The sequence below is a fragment of the Pseudomonas sp. B26(2017) genome (assembly GCF_002113045.1).
In the GTDB taxonomy this organism is placed as follows: domain Bacteria; phylum Pseudomonadota; class Gammaproteobacteria; order Pseudomonadales; family Pseudomonadaceae; genus Aquipseudomonas.
Genome location: NZ_NEJJ01000020.1, coordinates 38,841 through 58,455 on the forward strand (window position 1 = coordinate 38,841; position 19,615 = coordinate 58,455).

21 protein-coding genes are annotated in these 19,615 nt (G+C 59.1%); 8 read left to right on the forward strand and 13 right to left on the reverse strand.

Translation table 11 applies throughout. From position 1 onward, the window contains the following. The first annotated feature begins 160 nt into the window (after window positions 1-160). From CAF79_RS25280 to CAF79_RS25295, 4 genes are all read left to right on the forward strand, one after another. Complete coding sequence (locus CAF79_RS25280) at window positions 161-1,972, forward strand: penicillin-binding protein activator (RefSeq protein WP_085700845.1); 1,812 nt, start codon at window positions 161-163, stop codon at window positions 1,970-1,972. Beyond that, a complete protein-coding gene (locus CAF79_RS25285) occupies window positions 1,972-2,334 on the forward strand; it encodes a YraN family protein (protein ID WP_085700846.1) in 363 nt (120 codons plus the stop codon). Before CAF79_RS25280 ends, CAF79_RS25285 begins: the two co-directional genes overlap by 1 nt. 102 nt (window positions 2,335-2,436) lie before the next feature. Beyond that, window positions 2,437-3,030: a phosphoheptose isomerase gene (locus CAF79_RS25290; RefSeq protein WP_007928463.1), complete on the forward strand. Its 594-nt coding sequence runs from the start codon at window positions 2,437-2,439 to the stop codon at window positions 3,028-3,030. Beyond that, window positions 3,027-3,605: a BON domain-containing protein gene (locus tag CAF79_RS25295; protein ID WP_085700847.1), complete on the forward strand. Its 579-nt coding sequence runs from the start codon at window positions 3,027-3,029 to the stop codon at window positions 3,603-3,605. Before CAF79_RS25290 ends, CAF79_RS25295 begins: the two co-directional genes overlap by 4 nt. A 52-nt stretch (window positions 3,606-3,657) precedes the next feature. On the opposite strand, the gene CAF79_RS25300 is transcribed toward CAF79_RS25295, so the two are convergent. The 7 genes from CAF79_RS25300 to rplM all read right to left on the reverse strand — a co-directional run bounded on the left by CAF79_RS25300 (window position 3,658) and on the right by rplM (window position 8,544). Continuing rightward, on the reverse strand, window positions 3,658-4,071 hold the full coding sequence (locus CAF79_RS25300; RefSeq protein ID WP_085700848.1) for a ClpXP protease specificity-enhancing factor: 414 nt from the start codon (window positions 4,069-4,071) through the stop codon (window positions 3,658-3,660). A gap of 16 nt (window positions 4,072-4,087) precedes the next feature. Then, entirely contained in the window at window positions 4,088-4,705 is a 618-nt protein-coding gene (locus CAF79_RS25305; protein ID WP_085700849.1) for a glutathione S-transferase N-terminal domain-containing protein, read from the reverse strand. Between the two features lie 148 nt (window positions 4,706-4,853). Then, window positions 4,854-5,636 carry a cytochrome c1 gene (locus tag CAF79_RS25310; RefSeq protein WP_085700850.1) on the reverse strand — a complete coding sequence of 261 codons (783 nt, stop codon included), beginning with the start codon at window positions 5,634-5,636 and terminating at the stop codon, window positions 4,854-4,856. After that, entirely contained in the window at window positions 5,636-6,847 is a 1,212-nt protein-coding gene (locus CAF79_RS25315) for a cytochrome bc complex cytochrome b subunit (RefSeq protein WP_085684715.1), read from the reverse strand. The genes CAF79_RS25310 and CAF79_RS25315 overlap by 1 nt, the downstream gene beginning before the upstream one ends. Then, window positions 6,847-7,440 (reverse strand): ubiquinol-cytochrome c reductase iron-sulfur subunit, encoded by a 594-nt coding sequence (gene petA, locus CAF79_RS25320; protein ID WP_041479967.1) that lies wholly within the window; start codon window positions 7,438-7,440, stop codon window positions 6,847-6,849. Before petA ends, CAF79_RS25315 begins: the two co-directional genes overlap by 1 nt. A 268-nt stretch (window positions 7,441-7,708) precedes the next feature. After that, window positions 7,709-8,101, reverse strand: coding sequence for a 30S ribosomal protein S9 (gene rpsI / locus CAF79_RS25325; RefSeq protein WP_007956794.1), 393 nt, complete (start codon window positions 8,099-8,101; stop codon window positions 7,709-7,711). Window positions 8,102-8,115: 14 nt separating this feature from the next. Next, window positions 8,116-8,544, reverse strand: a complete 429-nt coding sequence (gene rplM / locus CAF79_RS25330; RefSeq protein WP_003228062.1) for a 50S ribosomal protein L13 — start codon at window positions 8,542-8,544, stop codon at window positions 8,116-8,118. 244 nt (window positions 8,545-8,788) lie between these two features. On the opposite strand from rplM, the gene CAF79_RS25335 reads away from it, so the two are divergent. Further along, window positions 8,789-9,829: an NADP(H)-dependent aldo-keto reductase gene (locus CAF79_RS25335; RefSeq protein WP_085700851.1), complete on the forward strand. Its 1,041-nt coding sequence runs from the start codon at window positions 8,789-8,791 to the stop codon at window positions 9,827-9,829. Between the two features lie 56 nt (window positions 9,830-9,885). Here CAF79_RS25335 and CAF79_RS25340 read toward each other — a convergent pair whose 3' ends face one another. Then, complete coding sequence (locus CAF79_RS25340; RefSeq protein WP_085700852.1) at window positions 9,886-11,022, reverse strand: acyl-CoA dehydrogenase family protein; 1,137 nt, start codon at window positions 11,020-11,022, stop codon at window positions 9,886-9,888. Window positions 11,023-11,268: 246 nt separating this feature from the next. On the opposite strand from CAF79_RS25340, the gene CAF79_RS25345 reads away from it, so the two are divergent. After that, on the forward strand, window positions 11,269-12,165 hold the full coding sequence (locus tag CAF79_RS25345) for a GlxA family transcriptional regulator (protein ID WP_170929796.1): 897 nt from the start codon (window positions 11,269-11,271) through the stop codon (window positions 12,163-12,165). Between the two features lie 60 nt (window positions 12,166-12,225). Here CAF79_RS25345 and zapE read toward each other — a convergent pair whose 3' ends face one another. From zapE to CAF79_RS25360, 3 genes are all read right to left on the reverse strand, one after another. Next, window positions 12,226-13,320, reverse strand: coding sequence for a cell division protein ZapE (zapE, locus tag CAF79_RS25350; protein WP_085700854.1), 1,095 nt, complete (start codon window positions 13,318-13,320; stop codon window positions 12,226-12,228). Between the two features lie 90 nt (window positions 13,321-13,410). Further along, window positions 13,411-14,766, reverse strand: coding sequence for a tryptophan--tRNA ligase (locus tag CAF79_RS25355; RefSeq protein WP_085700855.1), 1,356 nt, complete (start codon window positions 14,764-14,766; stop codon window positions 13,411-13,413). A 24-nt stretch (window positions 14,767-14,790) separates the two neighbouring features. Next, window positions 14,791-15,420, reverse strand: a complete 630-nt coding sequence (locus tag CAF79_RS25360; RefSeq protein ID WP_085700926.1) for an alpha/beta hydrolase — start codon at window positions 15,418-15,420, stop codon at window positions 14,791-14,793. A 144-nt stretch (window positions 15,421-15,564) separates the two neighbouring features. On the opposite strand from CAF79_RS25360, the gene CAF79_RS25365 reads away from it, so the two are divergent. Beyond that, window positions 15,565-15,999, forward strand: coding sequence for a YhcB family protein (locus tag CAF79_RS25365; protein WP_039766275.1), 435 nt, complete (start codon window positions 15,565-15,567; stop codon window positions 15,997-15,999). 67 nt (window positions 16,000-16,066) lie between these two features. On the opposite strand, the gene CAF79_RS25370 is transcribed toward CAF79_RS25365, so the two are convergent. Next, the gene (locus tag CAF79_RS25370; RefSeq protein WP_085700856.1) at window positions 16,067-16,798 is read right to left on the reverse strand and encodes an OmpA family protein; all 732 of its coding nucleotides are present in this window, start codon (window positions 16,796-16,798) and stop codon (window positions 16,067-16,069) included. Between the two features lie 114 nt (window positions 16,799-16,912). Then, window positions 16,913-17,557, reverse strand: coding sequence for an MBL fold metallo-hydrolase (locus tag CAF79_RS25375; protein WP_085700857.1), 645 nt, complete (start codon window positions 17,555-17,557; stop codon window positions 16,913-16,915). A gap of 202 nt (window positions 17,558-17,759) precedes the next feature. On the opposite strand from CAF79_RS25375, the gene CAF79_RS29565 reads away from it, so the two are divergent. Beyond that, on the forward strand, window positions 17,760-19,615 hold a 1,856-nt coding region (locus CAF79_RS29565; protein ID WP_305880212.1), incomplete at its 3' end, for a M10 family metallopeptidase.

The window sequence follows — 19,615 nt, forward strand, 5'->3', positions numbered from 1 at the left end:
CGGACGATGCGTCCGGGTCGGAAACGGTTTGTCGCACCATTGTGAGGCTGCGCACTCTTTGTATCAGCTAAATTCACGGTTTCACGCCAGTAACATCGCACCCCGGCCAGTGCTTGGGTACAATTCGACGCTAATTTGATCGAGTATCAGGAACACTTACATGATCGCTTGCCTGCGGCTGTTCACTGCCCTCTGCCTCGCTGCCTTGCTGGCGGCTTGCGCCAGCTCCCCTTCCTCCAGCCTTGGCGAACTTCCACGGACCCCGGATGCCACCATCGAGCAACTGCTCGAACAGGCTGCCCAGGCCAAATCGCCGGACAAGGCTGCGCTGCTGCGCCTGAGTGCGGCAGACATGGCCTACCGTCAGGGCAATGCCGGACAGTCCGCGCAAATCCTGCAGCAAGTACCGATGGATCAACTCCAGCCTGGCCAGCAGGCGTTCGCCAGCACGCTGTCAGCTGAACTGGCCATGACCCGTAACCAGCCGAAAGCCGCGCTGACTGCCCTGAGCCATCCAAGCCTGCAACGCCTGAGCGAAATGTCCGTACCGCTGCAAATTCGCGCCGGCACCGTTCACGCCCGCGCCCTTGAGGCCGACGGCCAGACCCTGGCCGCCGCCCGCGAGCGCATCTTCATCGCGCCGATGCTGGAAGGCGAAGCCGCCAGCAAGAACCACGAGGCGATCTGGACCCTGATTGCATCGCTGCCGGCCGATCAACTGCAAGCGAACACCACCGATGATCTCGGTGGCTGGATGAGCCTGGCCCTGGCAGTGAAAACCGCCGGCACTCTGGAACAACAGCAAGCCGCCATCGACAACTGGCGCAACCAGCATCCAAAACACCCGGCCGCGATCAATCTGCCTCTACCCCTGACCAAACTCAAGGAGCTGGCCAGCCAGCCCCTGAGCAAGATCGCCCTGCTGCTGCCACAGGACGGCCAACTGGCCTCGGTCGGCAAGGCCCTGCGTGACGGTTTCATGGCTGCGCACTACCAGGCTCAGCAAGCCGGCCAGAAACCACCAGCCATCGAGTTCTATGACAGCTCGAAGCTGACCAACCTCGACGAGTTCTACCGCAAGGCCCAGGCCGATGGCGTGCAACTGGTCGTCGGCCCGCTGGAGAAGCCGCTGGTCAAACAGTTGAGCACCCGTCCGCAACTGCCGATCACCACCCTCGCCCTGAACTACAGCGAAGGCGATCAAGGCCCGGCGCAATTGTTCCAGTTCGGCCTGGCCGCTGAGGACGAAGCCCGCGAAGTCTCCCGCCGCGCCCGTGCCGACGGCCTGCATCGCGCCGCCATCATGGTGCCGAAAGGCGAATGGGGCGACCGCGTTCTGCGTGCCTTCAGCCAGGACTGGCAGGCCAACGGCGGCAGCATCGTCGCCACCGAACGTGTCGACCAGCCGGTGCAACTGGCCCAGCAGATCGCCGACATGTTCCAGCTGCGTCAGAGCGAAGCCCGCGCCAAGAGCCTGCAGAACGCTGCCGGCACCAACGTTGCCGCCCAGCCTTCGCGTCGCCAGGACATCGAATTCATCTTCCTCGCCGCCACCCCGCAGCAGGCGCAGCAGATCAAGCCGACCCTGAACTTCCAGTACGCCGGTGACGTGCCGGTCTACGCAACCTCCCACGTGTTCAGCGCCAGCGGTGATGTCAACCAGTACAACGACATGAACGGCGTGCGCTTCTGCGAAACCCCATGGCTGCTGGAAACCAGCGACCCGCTGCGTCAGCAGGTCACCGCGCAATGGCCACAAGCCGCCGGCAGCCTCGGCCGTCTTTATGCGATGGGCGTCGATGCCTATCGCTTGGCGCCGCGCCTGGATCAGCTCAAGGCACTGCCGGACAGCCGCATCGAAGGTCAGTCGGGCAGCCTCGGCATGACCCAGTCCCAACGCGTCGTACGTCAGTTGCCATGGGCGCAGTTTGTCAGCGGCCAGATCCAGCGCCTGCCGGACACTCCACGCTGATGCCCGACAGGTCACACCTGCAAAGCGGCAAGGATGCCGAGCGCCAGGCGCTCGAGCATCTGCAGTGCCAGGGTCTGCGCCTTCTGGCGCAGAACTGGTCATGCAAACGCGGTGAGCTTGATCTGGTCATGCTTGATGGCGATACAGTAGTATTCGTCGAGGTTCGTTACCGAAAGAACACTCAATGGGGCGGCGTACTCGATAGCATCGATGGGCGCAAACGGCAGAAACTGATTTTCGCCGCGCAGTTTTTTCTTCAGCGCGAGTCGCGTTGGGCCAATTCCCCCTGCCGCTTCGACGTGGTGGCCATCGACAGCCACCAGGGTCAGCTGAACTGGTTGCAGAATGCGTTCGACAGCTGAGCACCTGCTCCGACCCGGACATTTTCACTCAACACTTTTGCTCTTTGCTTTGCGGGCTGCACATTCACGTGCCGGACAGCCGCGCTAATTAAGGTCACACAGATGGACATGCAATCCCGAATTCGCCAGCTTTTCCAGGCCAGCATCGACACCAAGCAACAGGCGATGGACGTACTTGCACCGCACATCGAGCAAGCCAGCCAGGTGATGGTCAACGCCCTGCTCAACGAGGGCAAAATGCTCTCGTGCGGCAACGGCGGCTCGGCCGGCGATGCCCAGCACTTTTCTTCGGAACTGCTCAACCGTTTCGAACGTGAACGCCCCAGCCTGCCGGCGATCGCGCTGACCACCGACAGCTCGACCATCACCTCGATCGCCAACGACTACAGCTACAACGAAGTGTTCTCCAAGCAAATCCGCGCACTCGGCCAGCCGGGTGACGTGCTGCTGGCCATTTCGACCAGCGGCAACTCGGCGAACATTATTCAGGCGATCCAGGCCGCACATGATCGCGAAATGATTGTCGTAGCATTGACCGGACGCGACGGCGGCGGCATGGCTTCGCTGCTGCTGCCCGAAGACGTCGAGATTCGCGTACCGGCCAACGTCACCGCACGTATTCAGGAAGTCCACTTGCTGGCGATCCATTGCCTTTGCGATCTGATCGACAGCCAACTGTTCGGGAGTGAAGAATGACCCCTAATCGCCTTGGCCTTCTGGCCTTGACCCTGTGCCTCGGCATCAGCGGCTGCACGTCGGTGGTGAATGCCAGCCGTGAAGCGCCGATCGAAGACGACCGTGGTACCCGCACATTCGGCAGCAAGATCGATGACTCGCTGATCGAAACCAAAGTCGGCGTCAACGTGGCCAAGGCCGATCCGGCCCTGGACAACGACTCGCACATCGTCGTCACCAGCTTCAACGGCGTCGTGCTGCTGGCCGGCCAGACCCCGCGTGCAGACCTCAAGGAAAAAGCCGAACAAGCCGCCGCCAACGTTCAGCGCGTGAAAAAGGTCCATAACGAACTGCAAGTAATCCCCCCTTCCGGCTTCATTGCCCGCCAGAACGATTCGTGGCTGACCACCAAGATCAAGACCCAGATGCTCACCGATGCCAGCATTCCCGGCTCGCGCATCAAGGTCGTGACCGAGAACGGTATCGTCTATCTGCTGGGCCTGCTGACCAAACAGGAAGCCGCCCAGGCGACCAACCTGGTTCAGGGTGTTTCCGGCGTGCAGAAGATTGTGAAGCTGTTCGAGTACATCGACTGAACCGCAAAATGCAGGCACAAAAAAAGGCGATCCAACTGGATCGCCTTTTTTATTACTTCACCACTTTCAGGCTTGGCCGGCCGCTTGGGCGCGGTGGCTCGCTGTCCGGTGGAGGAACATCGTCATCCTGCTCGATCTCGTCTCCGTCATCCATCGGCGACTCCAGATCGAACACCATGCCCTGACCGTTTTCCCGGGCGTAGATCCCCAGGATTGCAGCAATCGGCACATAAAGGCTGTGCGGGACGCCGCCGAAGCGACCTTCAAAGGTCACAACGTCGTTGTCCATGTGCAAGTGCCGCACGGCACTTGGCGAAATGTTCAGGACAATTTGCCCGTCGCTGGCAAAACCCTGCGGCACCTGCACTGCCGGGTATTCGGAATTGACCAGCATGTGCGGGGTGCAATCGTTATCCACAATCCACTCGTAGAGCGCGCGGACCAGATAAGGTCGACTGGAGTTCATAGCGGCTCCTTAAGCCTTAGCGCATGTCGCGTTCGACACCAGACAGACTCGCCTGGAAAGCCTCACGCGCAAACTGACGCTCCATATAATCAAGCAGCGGCTTGGCCTGCCGCGGCAGTTCTATACCCAGAATCGGTAAACGCCAGAGTATTGGCAATAGGCAGCAATCCACCAGACTTTGTTCCTCACTGAGGAAAAACGGCTTGTCGGCAAACAGCGGCGACACGCCCGTCAGGCTTTCGCGCAATTCCTTGCGCGCCACGGCACGAGCCGCTTCCTTGGTGCGCGAATCCAGAATCAGATCCACCAGACCACACCAGTCGCGCTGAATGCGGTGAATCAGCAGACGGCTGTTGGCACGCGCCACCGGGTACACAGGCATCAATGGCGGATGCGGGTAACGCTCATCCAGGTACTCCATCACCACGGTCGACTCCCACAACGCCAAGTCACGATCGACCAGCGTGGGCAGACTGCCGTAAGGGTTCACTTCAATCAGTTTAGGCGGCTGACGACCAGCCTCCACAAAAATGATTTCGGCGCTGACACCCTTCTCTGCAAGCACGATGCGCACTCGGTGGGAATAGTGGTCGGCGGGGTCGGAGTAACAGGCCAACCGATTGGTCACGCCCATGGCGATCCTCCTCGCTTGTTGAAATAGTCGGAGCCGGAAAAACGCGCGCGCCCAGAGGGCGCCTCCCGCAACGGCCGGCGAACCAGGCGTTGCGTTTTCAGAGGCGCCCTTGGGCGCGCGCGATTAACAGCAATTGCTTGAAGCGTTATCAGTGCACGTCTTTCCAGTATTCACGCTTGAGCAGGTAGGCGAACACAAAGAAGAACGCCAGGTACAGCAAGACGTAAGTACCGATGCGCTGATGTTGCAGCTTAACCGGGTTAGCCGAGTAAGCCAGGAAGGTTACCAGATTCTTGACCTTCTCATCGAACTGCTCTTCGTTGAGGGTTCCGGTTTTCGGCACGATGGTCAGTTGATCGCACGCTTCATGAGTCAGAGGCGTACCGGTCAGCGGGTCATATTGTTTCTTGCCGTCTTCGACGATCTGTACCTGTTTGCAACCCACAACCTGACGACCTTGCAGGCCGACCAGCACGTTAGGCATGCCGACGTTCGGGAAGACCTTGTTGTTCACGCCCCATGGACGCGCAGGATCTTCGTAGAACGACCTGAGGTAACCGTAGAGCCAGTCGGTGCCGCGAACACGAGCCACCAGGGTCAGGTCAGGCGGCGCTGCGCCGAACCAGGTCTTGGCGTCGGCCGGCTGCATGCCGATGTTCATGTGATCGCCGATCTTGGCGCCGGTGAACACCAGTTTTTCCAGCATCAGTTCGTGCGGGATTCCGAGGTCATCGGCCACACGCTCGTAACGCTGGAACTTGGCACTGTGGCAACCCATGCAATAGTTGGCGAAAGTACGCGCACCATCCTGCAGGGCAGCCTTGTCGGAAACGTCGATGTCGACCTTTTCCAGTTCCGGACCACCGTGTTCGGCGGCAAAGGACAGCACTGGCAGAGCAGCAAAAATCAGAGCAAAAAATAACTTTTTCATCAGCCAGTCACCCTTTCCGGAACCGGTTTGGTCTTCTCGAGCCTGGTGTAGAACGGCATCAGAATGAAGTAGGCGAAGTACAGGAAGGTGCAGACCTGCGACAACAGCGTACGACCTGGCGTCGGGGCCAGAACACCCAGAATGCCGAGGATCACGAACGAAATGCAGAACACCACCAGCCAGATTTTGCTCATCCAGCCTTTGTAGCGCATCGACTTGACCGGACTGCGGTCGAGCCACGGCAGAACGAACAGCACCGCAATCGCTGCGCCCATGGCGATAACGCCCATGAGCTTGTCAGGGACTGCACGCAAGATTGCGTAGAACGGTGTGAAGTACCAGACCGGTGCAATGTGCTCAGGCGTCTTGAACGGGTTGGCTTGCTCGAAGTTAGGTTTTTCGAGGAAGTAGCCGCCCATTTCCGGGAAGAAGAACACAATGAAGCAGAAGATAAACAGGAACACCACAACGCCGACGATATCTTTCACGGTGTAGTACGGGTGGAAGGCGATGCCGTCCAGCGGAACACCGTTTTCGTCCTTGTGTTTCTTGATGTCCACGCCGTCCGGGTTGTTCGAACCGACTTCGTGCAACGCCAGGATGTGCAGCACCACCAGACCGAGAATCACGATCGGCAGGGCAACCACGTGCAGGGCGAAGAAGCGGTTCAAGGTGATCCCGGAAATCAGGTAGTCACCACGGATCCACTGGGTCAGGTCGTTGCCGATGACCGGGATCGCGCCGAACAGCGAGATGATCACTTGGGCACCCCAGTAGGACATCTGGCCCCACGGCAGCAGGTAACCCATGAAGGCTTCGGCCATCAGCGCCAGATAGATCAGCATGCCGAAGACCCACACCAGCTCACGGGGTTTCTGGTACGAACCGTAGAGCAGACCACGGAACATGTGCAGATAGACCACGATGAAGAACGCCGAAGCGCCGGTGGAGTGCAGCAGACGCAGGATCGAACCGTACTCGACGTCGCGCATGATGTATTCGACAGAAGCGAACGCTTCTTCCGCCGACGGGGTGTAGCTCATGGTCAGCCAGACACCGGTGACGATCTGGTTGACCAGAACGAGCAGCGCCAGCGAGCCGAAGAAGTAGAAGAAGTTGAAGTTTTTTGGAGCGTAATATTTGCTGAGATGGTCTTCCCACATTTTGGTGGCGGGGAAGCGCGCATCAACCCAATCCATGAACTTGCTCATCACGCTTTCTCCGTATCGACGCCAATGACAATCAGCTCATCGGTCTCATAGGAATGCGGGGGTACTGGCAGGTTCAAAGGCGCAGGTTGCGACTTGTAGACGCGGCCAGCCAGATCGTAGTGGGAACCGTGGCAAGGGCAGAAATAGCCGCCTACCCAGTCTTTGCCCAGATCCGCGGGTGCAACTTCGGGACGGAAGGTCGGTGAGCAACCCAGGTGAGTACAGATCCCGATCAGCAGGAGGATTTCCGGCTTGATCGATCGCACTTCTGGGTCGACATAAGTGGGTTGCGTGGAGTTTTTGGAGGTCGGATCGGAGAGCTGGCCCTCGATCTTTTTGAGATTCCCCAGGATTTCCTCGGTACGGCGGACAATGAACACCGGCTGGCCGCGCCATTCAGCAATCATCTGCTGCCCTGGCTCGATTTTGCTGACATTCACTTTCACCGGTGCTCCGGCAGCCTTCGCCTTGGCACTGGGAAACCATGACCCCACGAACGGGACCGCAGCCCCCACCGCTCCTGCAGCACCCACCACGGATGTGGCTGCTACCAAGAAGCGACGCCGGCCTGCATTCACGCCGTCATTGCTCATTCAGTCCTCTCCCATCAGCTTTGTGGCCTGTTAAATCAGGCATCTACTAAATTGAAACTATGTACTTATAAAAATTTTGCCGAATGGTAATGAAAACCCCCAATTCTGACAAGGTAATTACCCGGAGGGCTGGCCCTCAAGCCTTGTAGTATAGGGGGTCTACGAATGTGGCAAGTTGTCACAGCGCAATTATTCAAGAAATCGCACGCATAAAAAAACGCCCGGTTCCGTGAGGAATCGGGCGTTCTTTTTGAACGTGGAAGCGAAATTAACGCTTCGAGTACTGCGGACGCTTACGCGCTTTACGCAGACCAACTTTCTTACGTTCAACTTCACGGGCGTCGCGAGTAACGAAGCCAGCTTTGCGCAGAGCGCTACGCAGGGTTTCGTCGTAGTCCATCAGAGCGCGAGTGATGCCGTGGCGGATTGCGCCAGCCTGACCACTTACACCACCACCGATGACGGTGACGTAGATGTCGAACTTCTCGACAGTCTCAGTCAGTTCCAGCGGCTGACGAACTACCATGCGGGCAGTTTCGCGACCGAAGAACGTGTCCAGGGAGCGGTTGTTGATGGAGATGTTACCAGTACCCGGACGCAGGAAAACGCGTGCGGTTGCGGTCTTGCGACGGCCAGTGCCGTAATTTTGAGTCGCCGACATAATGAACTATTCCGTTAAATCTTCAGTTCTTGGGGCTGCTGAGCAGTATGAGGGTGTGCAGCGCCCGCATAGACTTTCAGCTTACGGTACATGTCGCGACCCAGTGGGTTTTTAGGCAGCATGCCTTTAACCGCGGTCTCGATCACGCGCTCAGGGGCCTTGGCGATCAGCTTTTCAAAGTTGATCGACTTGATACCGCCCGGGAAACCGGAGTGGGAGTAGTACATTTTGTCAGTGGTTTTAGCGCCGGTAACACGGATCTGCTCGGCGTTGATTACGACGATGTAGTCGCCGGTGTCAACGTGAGGAGTGTACTCAGGCTTGTGCTTGCCACGCAGACGGCTCGCGATTTCGGTGGCCAGACGACCCAGGGTCTGACCAGCAGCGTCGACGACAAACCAGTCGCGCTTTACTGTTTCCGGTTTAGCAGTAAAAGTTTTCATTCTTTATAGCCTCAGGGGCCGCCTGTAAATAAGACGGCGGATCTTACTGAATAGTGCGTACTTTGACAAGTCAAAGGCAGCCGGATACAGACGCTTTCGGGGGCTCGGGTCGGCGCGTCCGTTCAACGGCAAGATTCTTCGGCGGCGGGGCATCACTTCCACTGCAGAAAGAGGTCGGCAATTATGCAGATTGCGAAAAAAATTTCAACCTGCTTTTATGCTTGTTTTGCCCAAGGAGCACCCGATGGACTATCGCCAGCTAGGCCGTACCGACCTGAACGTGAGTGCAATCTGCCTCGGCACCATGACCTGGGGCGAGCAAAACACTGAAGCTGAAGCCTTCGCCCAGATCGAACGGGCAAAAGAGGCCGGGATCAACTTCCTCGACACCGCCGAGATGTACCCGGTGCCACCGAAAGCCGAAACCTACGCCACCACCGAGCGCTACATCGGCAATTACTTCAAGAGCCGCGGCGACCGCGCCGACTGGATCCTCGCCAGCAAGATCGCCGGCCCCGGCAACACCATCGACTACATCCGCGACAAGAACCTGCGCCACAACCGCCAGCACATCACCGAAGCGGTGGACGCCAGCCTCAAGCGCCTGCAGACCGACTACATCGATCTGTACCAATTGCACTGGCCGGAGCGTAGCACCAACTTTTTCGGACAACTGGGCTACAAGCACCAGACCGAAGCCAACCTGACGCCGCTTGAAGACACACTCGAAGCACTCGATGAGCAAGTGAAGGCCGGCAAGATCCGCCACATCGGTCTGTCCAATGAAACGCCGTGGGGCACCATGCGCTTTCTCGCTCTGGCCGAAGCCCGTGGCTGGCCGCGCGCGGTGTCGATCCAGAACCCGTACAACCTGCTCAACCGCAGCTTCGAGATCGGCCTGGCGGAAATCGCCATCCGCGAACAGTGCGGCCTGCTCGCCTATTCGCCGCTGGCGTTCGGTTTCCTGTCGGGCAAGTACGAAGGCGGGGCGCGTCCGCCGAAAGGCCGCCTTAGCCTCTACAGCCGTTTCAGTCGCTACTTCAACCCGCAATCGGAAGTGGCGTGCAGCCGTTACGTGGCCCTCGCCCGGGAACATGGCCTGGATCCGGCACAAATGGCCCTGGCGTTTGTAAATCAGCAACCGTTCGTCACCAGTAACATCATCGGTGCGACGACGCTGGAGCAACTGGACAGCAACATCGCCAGCTACGAACTGAAACTATCGAAGGAAGTGCTGGAAGGGATCGAAGCGATCCACAAGGATCATCCGAATCCGGCGCCGTAATAAAGGACGATGATCGCTCCCACTTTGCGTGGGAACGATCATGCTCACTGCAAAACTCAAAGCGACCGCGCAATGATCTCTTTCATGATTTCATTGGTGCCGGCATAGATCCGCTGCACCCTTGCATCCGCCCAGGCCCTGGCCACCGGGTACTCCCACATGAAACCGTAGCCGCCATGCAGTTGCACGCACTCGTCGAGCACCTTGCATTGCAGGTCGGTGCCCCAATACTTGGCCATCGCCGCTGTCGGCACATCAAGCTTGCCTTGCAGGTGCAACTCCAGGCAGCGATCGACGAACACCCGGCCGATCTGAATCTCGGTGGCCATTTCCGCCAGTTTGAAGCGGGTATTCTGGAAGTCGGCAATGGACTTGCCGAACGCCTTGCGGTCACGGGTGTAATCCAGCGTCCATTGCAGCGCCGCCTCGGCTGAAGCCAGTCCGCCAATGGCCACGGTCAGACGTTCCTGCGGCAATTCCTGCATCAGATAGGCAAACCCCGCCCCGGCCTGCCCCAACAGGTTTTCCTTCGGCACGCGCACGTCCTGGAAGAACAATTCCGACGTGTCCTGAGCCTTCATTCCGACCTTCTCCAGGCGTTTGCCCTTGTCGAAGCCCGGCGTATTCGCCTCCACCAGAAACAGGCTGGTGCCCTTGGCGCCGGCCTTGGGATCCGTTTTGGCGACGACGATCACCAGATCCGCCAGAAAGCCATTGGTAATGAAGGTTTTCGAACCGTTGATCACATATTCGTCGCCATCCAGCACGGCCGTGGTCTTGACCCCTTGCAGGTCGGAACCGGCGCCCGGCTCGGTCATGGCGATCGCGGTGACCATCTCGCCGGACACCAGTTTCGGCAGGTATTTCTGCTTCAGTGCCTCGCTGCCGTAATGCAGGATGTACGGCGCGACGATGTCCGAATGCAGCGAGAAACCGATGCCGGTCAGGCCCAGCCGCCCGACTTCTTCGATCACGACCGCGCTGTAGAGAAAGTCCGCCCCCAACCCGCCGTATTCCTCTGGCAGATGCGAGCAGAGCATCCCCGCCTCCCCCGCCTTGTTCCATAGATTGCGGTCGATGTAGCCTTGCTTTTCCCATTGTCCATGGAACGGCACGGCCTCTTTTTCGAGGAATGTTCGTACGCTGTCGCGGAACAATTCGTGCTCGGAGCTGAACAAGGTTCTGGGAATCATGCGGCACCTTTTCTTTATTGTTGGAGGGATCAGACCTTCAGAGACTAAGCCTCGCTTCCGATACAGGACACTGGACACATCCGACAAAAAATAAGACGATCCAGCCGTCTGGTGACCACTTTCCCTTATAAAAACAAAAGTTGAATTATGTCCAAGCAAGTCTCCACGCCCTTGCGGCGCGTCAGCATCCTGGCGATCGACCGGGTTTTCGCTTCCACCCTCATGCAAGCCAAGGATTTCTTCCATCTGGCCAGCCTGCGTTACGGCAAACAACTGGGCCACGGCCTGACTCCGGTGTTCGAAACCCGCCTGGTCAGCCCCGACGGCAAACCGGTGAACAGCTTCAGTGATGTGGTCATGCCGGTGGACGGCGGCCTGGAAAACGCCGACGTCATCATCCTCCCGGCGTTCTGGGACGATTTCGATACGCTGTGCCAACGTTATCCACAGATCCTGCCGTGGCTGCGCGAACAGCACGCCCGGGGCGCCGTGCTCTGCGGCGAGGCCACCGGGGTGTTCTGGCTGGCCGAGGCAGGGTTGCTCAACGGCAAGGAAGCGACCACCTACTGGCGCTTCTTCAATGCCTTCGCCGAGCGATTCCCCAAGGTCTATCTCAATCAGGACAAGCACCTGACCGACGCCGACAATCTGTATTGCGCTGGCGGCACCACCTCAGCCTGCGATCTCTACATTTACCTGATCGAGCGCTTCTGCGGTGCCAATGTGGCCCAGGCCGTGGCCCGCGACATTCTCTATGAGGTGCAACGCAGCTACGCACCTGGCCGCATCGGCTTCGGCGGTCAGAAGCTGCACCAGGACGTGATCATCCTGCAGATCCAGCACTGGCTTGAAGAGCATTTCGCCGACAAGTTCCGCTTCGAAGACGTGGCGCGCGAGCACGGCATGAGCATTCGCAACTTCATGCGCCGCTTCCAGACCGCCACCGGCGACAAGCCGCTGCACTACCTGCAACGGCTGCGCATCGAGACTGCCAAGGGCCTGCTCTCCGGCAGTCGCAAGAGCATCAAGACCATCAGCTACGAAGTCGGCTACGACGATGCGAGCTTCTTCGCGCGGCTGTTCCGCCAGCACACCGAACTGTCGCCGAACCAGTACCGGCAGCAGTTCCAGCAAGCTGCCTGACGATTCGACCAGACACAAAAAAGGCCTGCATCTGCAGGCCTTTTTGTTTGCCGATTCCGCTTAAGGCTTGTGTGCCCGGGACAGGAATTCGTGCGATTGCATCTCCAGCAGACGGCTGAGGGTACGCTGGAACTCGAACGTCAGACGCCCGCCGGTGTACAGATCTTTCAATTCGACTTCGGCAGAAATGATCAGTTTGACGTTACGGTCGTAGAACTCGTCGACCATGTTGATGAAGCGTCGGGCGATGTCGTCGGTAGTGACGCTCATCTGCTCCACGCCACTGAGCAGCACGGCGTGGAAGATCTTGCCCAGCTCGATGTAGTCGTTCTGGCTGCGCGGGCCATCGCACAGCTCGCGGAAGTCGAACCAGGCCACGTCATCGCAAGTACGCAGGGCACGGATTTCGCGGTTTTCGATGATCAGCACATCGTTTTCCACGGCGGCGGTGCATTCCGGCGTCAGTGCGCGGAAGCTCTTGCGCAGGCTTTCGTGGGCAACTTCGTCGAGCGGAAAGTGGAACAGTTCCGCTTGTTCGAGGTGGCGCAGACGGTAGTCGACGCCGCTGTCGACGTTGACGATCTCGGTGTTCTGCTTGATCAGCGCGATGGCCGGCAAGAAGCGCGCGCGTTGCAGGCCATCCTTGTACAGGCCGTCCGGCACGATGTTCGAAGTGGCAACCAGCGTTACGCCGTTCTTGAACAGTTCTTCCATCAGCGTGCCGAGGATCATGGCGTCGGTGATGTCGGAGACGAAGAATTCATCGAAACAGATGACCCGCGATTCCGTCGCGAAACGCTTGGCGATGATGGTCAGCGGGTTTTTCTCGCCGCCGAGGGTTTTCATCTCTTCGTGCACGCGCTTCATGAAGCGGTGGAAGTGAGTGCGGGTCTTTTCCTTGAATGGCAGCGCTTCGAAGAAGGTGTCCACCAGGTAAGTCTTGCCACGACCCACGCCGCCCCAGAAGTACAGGCCCTTGACCGGCGTCTGATCCTTTTTGCCAAACAGCTTGCCCAGCAAACCCGGCTTGTTCTGCTCGGCCGCGATCAGGTCGTCGTACAGGCGTTGCAGATGACGCACGGCAGTTTCCTGCGCCGCATCGTGGAAGAAGTCCGGGCGTTTCAGATCAGCTTGATATCGTTCTAGGGGCGTCATAATTCGTTAGCAAGGCAACAAAAACGGGCCGTCACTGTAGCGATGGCCCGTGGGAATGGCAATCGGCCCTTGGTCGGGCCGGCCCGTTGATTATTCCTGAACCGGTGTCAGAGCGATCCGCAAGGCCTCGACGGCCGCGTCCCGCGCCGCCATGTCGGCAAACGCCGGGCTGTCGCCGACACACTCGCCTTCCAGCCAGACACTAAAGCTCAGGTCTTCGCTGCGCACATCCAGTGCCTGACCCGACTGCAGCTGCTTGGTCACCTGACCGGCGGTCTTACCGTCGGCGAAGTTGCGCGACAGCAGCAGTTGCTCGCCATCGGCCGCCAACAGACGGAAACGGAAGCTGCCGTCGTCTTCGCGGAAACTGACGAAACGTGCGGCTTTAGCGGCTTTCTTCTTGGTGGTCGCGGCCACCTGAACCTGATTGACGAAGGAGCGCAGGCCGACGGCTTCGCGCAGCTCGTTGAGGAACGGCGTCGCCACCGCACGGGCCTTTTTGGCACCGTGTTGCAGGATGTCTTCCAGATCGGCCGGACGCTCGATCAACTGGTGATAACGCTCGCGGGACTCGCCCAGCTCGTTATCGAGCAACTGGAACAGACGGTTCTTCGCCTCGCCCCAGCCCAGACCACCCAGCAGTTCGCTGCGGAACTCGTCGGCCTGCGCCGGCGTGGAGAAAGCCTGGAACAGGGTGAACAGGTGCGAGTTGTCCGGATCTTTCGCTTCGCCCGGCGCGCGGGAGTCGGTGACGATCCGCGAGATCGCGTCTTTCATTTCCTTGGCGCTGGAGAACAGCGGAATGGTGTTGTCGTAGCTCTTGGACATCTTGCGACCGTCCAGGCCCGGCAGCGTGGCAACGCTTTCTTCGATCAGCGCTTCGGGCATGGTGAAGAACTCCTTGCCCTGGCCGAACAGGTGGTTGAAGCGCTGGCCGATGTCACGAGCCATTTCCACATGCTGGATCTGGTCGCGACCGACCGGCACCTTGTGTGCGTTGAACATCAGGATGTCGGCCGCCATCAGCACCGGATAGCTGTACAAGCCCATGGTGATGCCGGCATCCGGGTCTTCGCCGGTCTCGAGGTTCTTGTCCACCGAAGCCTTGTAGGCGTGGGCACGGTTGAGCAGGCCCTTGGCCGCGACACACGTCAGCAGCCAGGTCAGCTCGGGGATTTCCGGGATGTCGGACTGACGATAGAAGGTCACGCGATCCACATCCAGGCCACCGGCCAGCCAGGTCGCGGCGATTTCCAGACGCGAGCGCTGAATGCGCAGCGGGTCATCGCATTTGATCAAGGCATGATAGTCGGCCAGGAAGTAGAACGAATCGGCATTGCTGTCGCGGCTGGCGAGAATCGCCGGGCGAATGGCACCGGCGTAGTTGCCCAGGTGCGGGGTGCCGGTGGTGGTGATGCCGGTGAGGATGCGGGTACGGTTCGTCATGGGTAATCGCTTGTCAGACTGCAATCAATTCGAGAGACGCGGCAGGATCAGATCCTTGAGATCGGTCAGCTTGCCATGAAAAAAGTGTCCGCATTCTGCCACTTTCAGCAGCTCATGGGGGCGCTGGAGTTTGTCGGACCAGTCGTAGACCCGCTGCGGCTCGATCACTTCGTCGGTTTCCGGCTGGATCACGGTCAGTTCGCCCTGCTGCGGCAGTTGATCCTGCTCGCCCAGGCGCATCACCGCCGGTGCGACCATGAACAAGTGCTTGAGCGTGATGCCTTGGGCTTCGAGACGGCCGCCGAGACTTGCTGCAACAAATCCACCGAAGGAGAAACCGAACAGGGTCAGTGGCAGACCCGGATGTTTGTCCAGCAGCCATGCGGCGGCAGCCTGGGCGTCGTCGACCTCACCCGTGCCCATGTCATGAGAGCCTTCGCTGGCACCGACGCCGCGATAGTTGAAACGCAAGGTGATCAGGCCGGCATCGCGCGCGGTGCGCTGCAGGGTCGAGACGACCTTGTTGAGCATGGTGCCGCCCTGCACCGGGTTGGGATGGCAGATCAGCGCGATGCCTCGCGGTTGCTCGTTGTCCAGGTACAGAGACTCAAGTTGCCCCACCGGGCCATCAATCACTACAGGGGTTTCACGCATCAGCAAGGAAGGAACTCCGTGACCTCGGATCGGGTCGACTCGTCTAGCAAATTGTCTGTGCCAGTCTATTGCGAGTGAATCGCGGTATACAGCGCAGGTTCGAGCCGTTAACGTAAAGCAAAGCCGTTTATAGAGGAAGGACTCGTGGAACACTCGCTCTTAGTTTGGTTGTTACCGACTCTTGCCCTGGTTGTGGGTGTCGCCATTGGTTTCCTGATCGCTCGCGTTGCGCCGAACGCCGCGCCCAGCCGCACGCAGCGTCAACTGGATGATATTCAGGAACGTTTCGACAGTTATCAGAACGAAGTGGTGACCCACTTCAACAGCACCGCCAATCTGGTCAAGAAACTGACCCAGAGCTATCAGGAAGTGCAGGACCACCTCGCCGAGGGCGCCAACCGCCTGGCCCTGGACGAGCAGACTCGTCAACGCCTGTTGGCTTCTTTGCACTCCGAGGCAGCACAGGCCCCACGGGAACGCCTGACGCCGCCACGGGATCAGGAACCGCCGCGTGACTACGCGCCGAAGACCCCGAACTCGCCGGGCATGCTCGACGAGCATTACGGCCTGAAGAAGTAAGCAGCCTTCGCGCCAACAAAAAGCCCCCGGACAATCACTTGTCCGGGGGCTTTTTTGTACCTGACGGTTACGGGTATTGCTGAACGGTGCCCGGCTGTTGCTGGCCACCGTACTGCTGGCCCGGGATTGCCTTGAGGTTGACCTCGACGCGGCGGTTCTGCGCGCGGCCATTGACGTCACCGTTGCTGGCAATCGGATTATCCGGACCCGCACCACGAGCACTCAGGTTGGCACCGCTGACACCTTGCGACGTCAGGTAGGTCGCCACACTCTGCGCACGACGCTGGGACAGGTCCATGTTGTGCTGACGGCTGCCAGTGCTGTCGGTGTAGCCGACGATTTCGATCTGGTTCTGGTTGAACTCTTTGAGCGAGTTGGCCAGGTTGTTCAACGGCTGATAGAAGCTGGGAGCGATGTTCGCCGAATCGGTGGCGAAGGTGATATTGCCCGGCATGATCAGCTTGATCTGATCGCCCTGACGCTGCACTTCAACCCCGGTGTTGGCCATGCTGGCGCGCAGTTTTTTCTCCTGCTGGTCGGCGTAGTAGCCGTAACCGGCGGCCGAGGCACCGACGACAGCTGCGCCAATGAGCGCTCCCTTGCCGCGGTTGTTGTGGTCGATGGCGGCACCGGCCAGCGCGCCGGCCAGTGCTCCGAGGCCACCGTACTTGGCGGTTTTGCTCATGCCCTGGGAGCCACCGTCGGCCTGACCCTGATTGTCATACGGGTTGGGCGAGGCGCAGCCGGACAAAACGGCCACGGCAGTAGCGACAATAATCAAACGACGCGTGGTGAACATGGAGAGCTCCTACATTTTGCATTCTGTGGTGCAGCGGCCATTGGCAACTGGCCCATGCGGGCGTTGGATCATGACAATGCACAAAAATTCCGCTGCACACCCGTGACAAAATGTTTAGGCACGCACAAACGGGTTCTCGCGCATTTCATCTCCAAGACGCGTATCCGGACCATGCCCGGCCACGACAGTCGCGTCTTCATCCAGGGTGTACAGCCGCTGCTTGATCGATCGCACGATGGTCGCCTGATCGCCGCCCCACAAATCCGTGCGCCCTACTCCGCGACGAAACAGCGTGTCGCCGGCAATCAACAGCTTAGCCTCGGAAAACCAGAAGCTCATGGAACCTGGCGTATGCCCCGGTGTGTGCAGTGCCACGCCACAGCCACAGGCCAGCTCTTCATCGTCGTTCAACCAGCGATCGGGAGACGGCACGGGAGTGTACGGCACGCCGAACATCTGGCACTGCATCTCGAGGTTGTCCCAGAGAAACTGGTCTTCCTTGTGCAGATGCAAGGTGGCGCCGGTCTTCTCTTTCATCTGGCCGGAAGCCAGGAAGTGATCGAGGTGCGCGTGGGTGTGAATGATGCTGACCACTTTAAGGCCCAGCGCATCGAGCCGGGCCATGATCAGGTCAGGGTTGCCGCCCGGGTCGACGACGATGGCTTTTTTGGTGATCGGGTCGCCGATGATCGTGCAGTTGCACTGAAGGGGGCCGACGGGGAAGGTTTCGCGGATGAGAGAAGGCGTTACAACTGACATGAAAAATCCTCGACAGACGGCGGATAGCGTTTGTTCAGGATTCTACTGCACGCGCCGATACAGAATGCCAGGCCAGTAATTTGACGCCACTAATCAGAAAGTAGTGGCTCTATGATATCAAATGTATAAATTCTGGTGCAAAATCGCGTTCTTTTTGTAGCGGCCGCATTCAGGAAGGGTCGCATAGCTCTCAGGAAATTCCATGCCAACGCCCAAGACGTATTCATTCAGTTTGCCCTCCACACTGACAGGCAATGCCCTCGTCGACAGCCTCATCTCAGGCACCTATTGGCTGGGGGCCAACTGGACTCCGACTGGGCCGACCAACCTGAGCTACAGCTTCATGGCACCGGTCACTTCGTATTTCGTGACTGACTACAGCCCCGACAACGAATACAACGCGCTGTACGAGCTCACGGCCGGGCAAAAAACCGCCATCACCAACGCGCTGGGCGCCTGGAGTGCCGTCGCCAACCTGAACTTCACGCTGACCACCGACACCCTTTTCAACGTCGGTGACATGCGTTTTGGCGGCTACCGGTTGATGGACGACAAGACCGCTGCGTGGGCCTACTTCCCGGCCAATTCGCCAGTCGCCGGCGATGTCTGGATCGGTCCGCAGACCAATGATCCGAACCCGGGCAAAGGCTCCTACGATTACATGACCTTCGTGCATGAAATCGGCCATGCGCTGGGCCTCAAGCATCCGTTCGACGCCAGTTCGACCAACAAGACCCTGCTCGACCCGACGCTCGATGATGTTCACTTCACGGTGATGAGCTACAACAGCAATTATTCCTACCAGCCAACCACGCCAATGGTGCTGGACATCATCGCGATCCAGAGCCTGTATGGCGCCAACATGGCGTGGCAGGCCGGTGACACTGTTTACAAGTGGGCAGCCAACCAGTCGATTTTCGAGACCATCTGGGATGGCGGCGGCAACGACACCATCGATGGCAGCAACCAGCTCGCGGCCGTCAGCATCAACCTCAATGAAGGCGCTTACAGCCAGATCGGCAAGGCGTTCATCGATTACAACAACCAGACCGCGATCAATGACGGGCTGGCGATTGCCTACGGCGCCAAGATCGAGAACGCCATCGGTTCTGCGTTCAACGACATCCTCACCGGTAACGCACTGAACAACACGCTTGATGGCGGCGCAGGTGCCGACACCATGATCGGTGGTGATGGCGTCGACACCTACTACGTCGACAACGTCGGCGATGTAGTGATCGAAACCGATGCCTCGCTGACCGCACTCGACCGCGTGTTCGCCTCCATCGACTACACCCTCGGCGCCAACGTCGAAAACCTGATCCTGACCGGCACCGGCAACCTCAACGGTACCGGCAACTCGGTCAATAACCGCATCACCGGTAACGATGGCAATAACATCCTTGATGGCAGCACAGGCGCTGACACATTGATTGGCGGACTCGGCAACGACACCTATATCGTCGACAACGTCGGCGACACCATCGTCGAAACCAGCACCCTGGCCGGCCAGATCGACAGTGTCTGGTCGTCGGTCGACTTCACCTTGAGCGCCAACATAGAAGTCCTTTCGCTTTCCGGTACCGCCAATCTCAACGGCACCGGCAACAGCGGCGTTAACTACATCAATGGTAATTCGGGCAACAACATCCTCGATGGTGGCGCGGGTGCCGACGTACTGAATGGCGGCTTGGGCAATGACACTTATATCGTCGACAACATCGGCGACACGGTGACTGAAAGCAGCACGCTGGCCAGCGAAATCGACACCGTGCGCGCGTCGGTGGACTGGACCCTGGGCGCCAACCTGGAAAACCTCGTGCTCACCGGCGATGCGATCAACGGCACCGGTAACGCACTGGACAACACGCTGACCGGCAACGCTGCAGCCAACACCCTCAATGGCGGCGCAGGTGCCGACACCATGATCGGTGGTGACGGCGTCGACACCTACTACGTCGACAACGTCGGCGATGTAGTGATCGAAACCGATGCCTCGCTGACCGCACTCGACCGCGTGTTCGCCTCCATCGACTACACCCTCGGCGCCAACGTCGA

Bases quoted from the DNA above. Each gene is read 5' to 3' on its own strand.
- CAF79_RS25280 (WP_085700845.1), top strand. From the start codon at position 161: ATGATCGCTTGCCTGCGGCTGTTCACTGCCCTCTGCCTCGCTGCCTTG.
- CAF79_RS25355 (WP_085700855.1), bottom strand. From the start codon at position 14,766: ATGACGAACCGTACCCGCATCCTCACCGGCATCACCACCACCGGCACC.
- CAF79_RS25285 (WP_085700846.1), top strand. From the start codon at position 1,972: ATGCCCGACAGGTCACACCTGCAAAGCGGCAAGGATGCCGAGCGCCAG.
- CAF79_RS25360 (WP_085700926.1), bottom strand. From the start codon at position 15,420: ATGCGTGAAACCCCTGTAGTGATTGATGGCCCGGTGGGGCAACTTGAG.
- CAF79_RS25340 (WP_085700852.1), bottom strand. From the start codon at position 11,022: ATGATTCCCAGAACCTTGTTCAGCTCCGAGCACGAATTGTTCCGCGAC.
- rpsI (WP_007956794.1), bottom strand. From the start codon at position 8,101: ATGTCGGCGACTCAAAATTACGGCACTGGCCGTCGCAAGACCGCAACC.
- CAF79_RS25315 (WP_085684715.1), bottom strand. From the start codon at position 6,847: ATGAGCAAGTTCATGGATTGGGTTGATGCGCGCTTCCCCGCCACCAAA.
- CAF79_RS25370 (WP_085700856.1), bottom strand. From the start codon at position 16,798: ATGTTCACCACGCGTCGTTTGATTATTGTCGCTACTGCCGTGGCCGTT.
- CAF79_RS25305 (WP_085700849.1), bottom strand. From the start codon at position 4,705: ATGGGCGTGACCAATCGGTTGGCCTGTTACTCCGACCCCGCCGACCAC.
- CAF79_RS25310 (WP_085700850.1), bottom strand. From the start codon at position 5,636: ATGAAAAAGTTATTTTTTGCTCTGATTTTTGCTGCTCTGCCAGTGCTG.
- CAF79_RS25295 (WP_085700847.1), top strand. From the start codon at position 3,027: ATGACCCCTAATCGCCTTGGCCTTCTGGCCTTGACCCTGTGCCTCGGC.
- CAF79_RS25290 (WP_007928463.1), top strand. From the start codon at position 2,437: ATGGACATGCAATCCCGAATTCGCCAGCTTTTCCAGGCCAGCATCGAC.
- CAF79_RS25375 (WP_085700857.1), bottom strand. From the start codon at position 17,557: ATGTCAGTTGTAACGCCTTCTCTCATCCGCGAAACCTTCCCCGTCGGC.
- CAF79_RS25300 (WP_085700848.1), bottom strand. From the start codon at position 4,071: ATGAACTCCAGTCGACCTTATCTGGTCCGCGCGCTCTACGAGTGGATT.
- rplM (WP_003228062.1), bottom strand. From the start codon at position 8,544: ATGAAAACTTTTACTGCTAAACCGGAAACAGTAAAGCGCGACTGGTTT.
- CAF79_RS25335 (WP_085700851.1), top strand. From the start codon at position 8,789: ATGGACTATCGCCAGCTAGGCCGTACCGACCTGAACGTGAGTGCAATC.
- zapE (WP_085700854.1), bottom strand. From the start codon at position 13,320: ATGACGCCCCTAGAACGATATCAAGCTGATCTGAAACGCCCGGACTTC.
- petA (WP_041479967.1), bottom strand. From the start codon at position 7,440: ATGAGCAATGACGGCGTGAATGCAGGCCGGCGTCGCTTCTTGGTAGCA.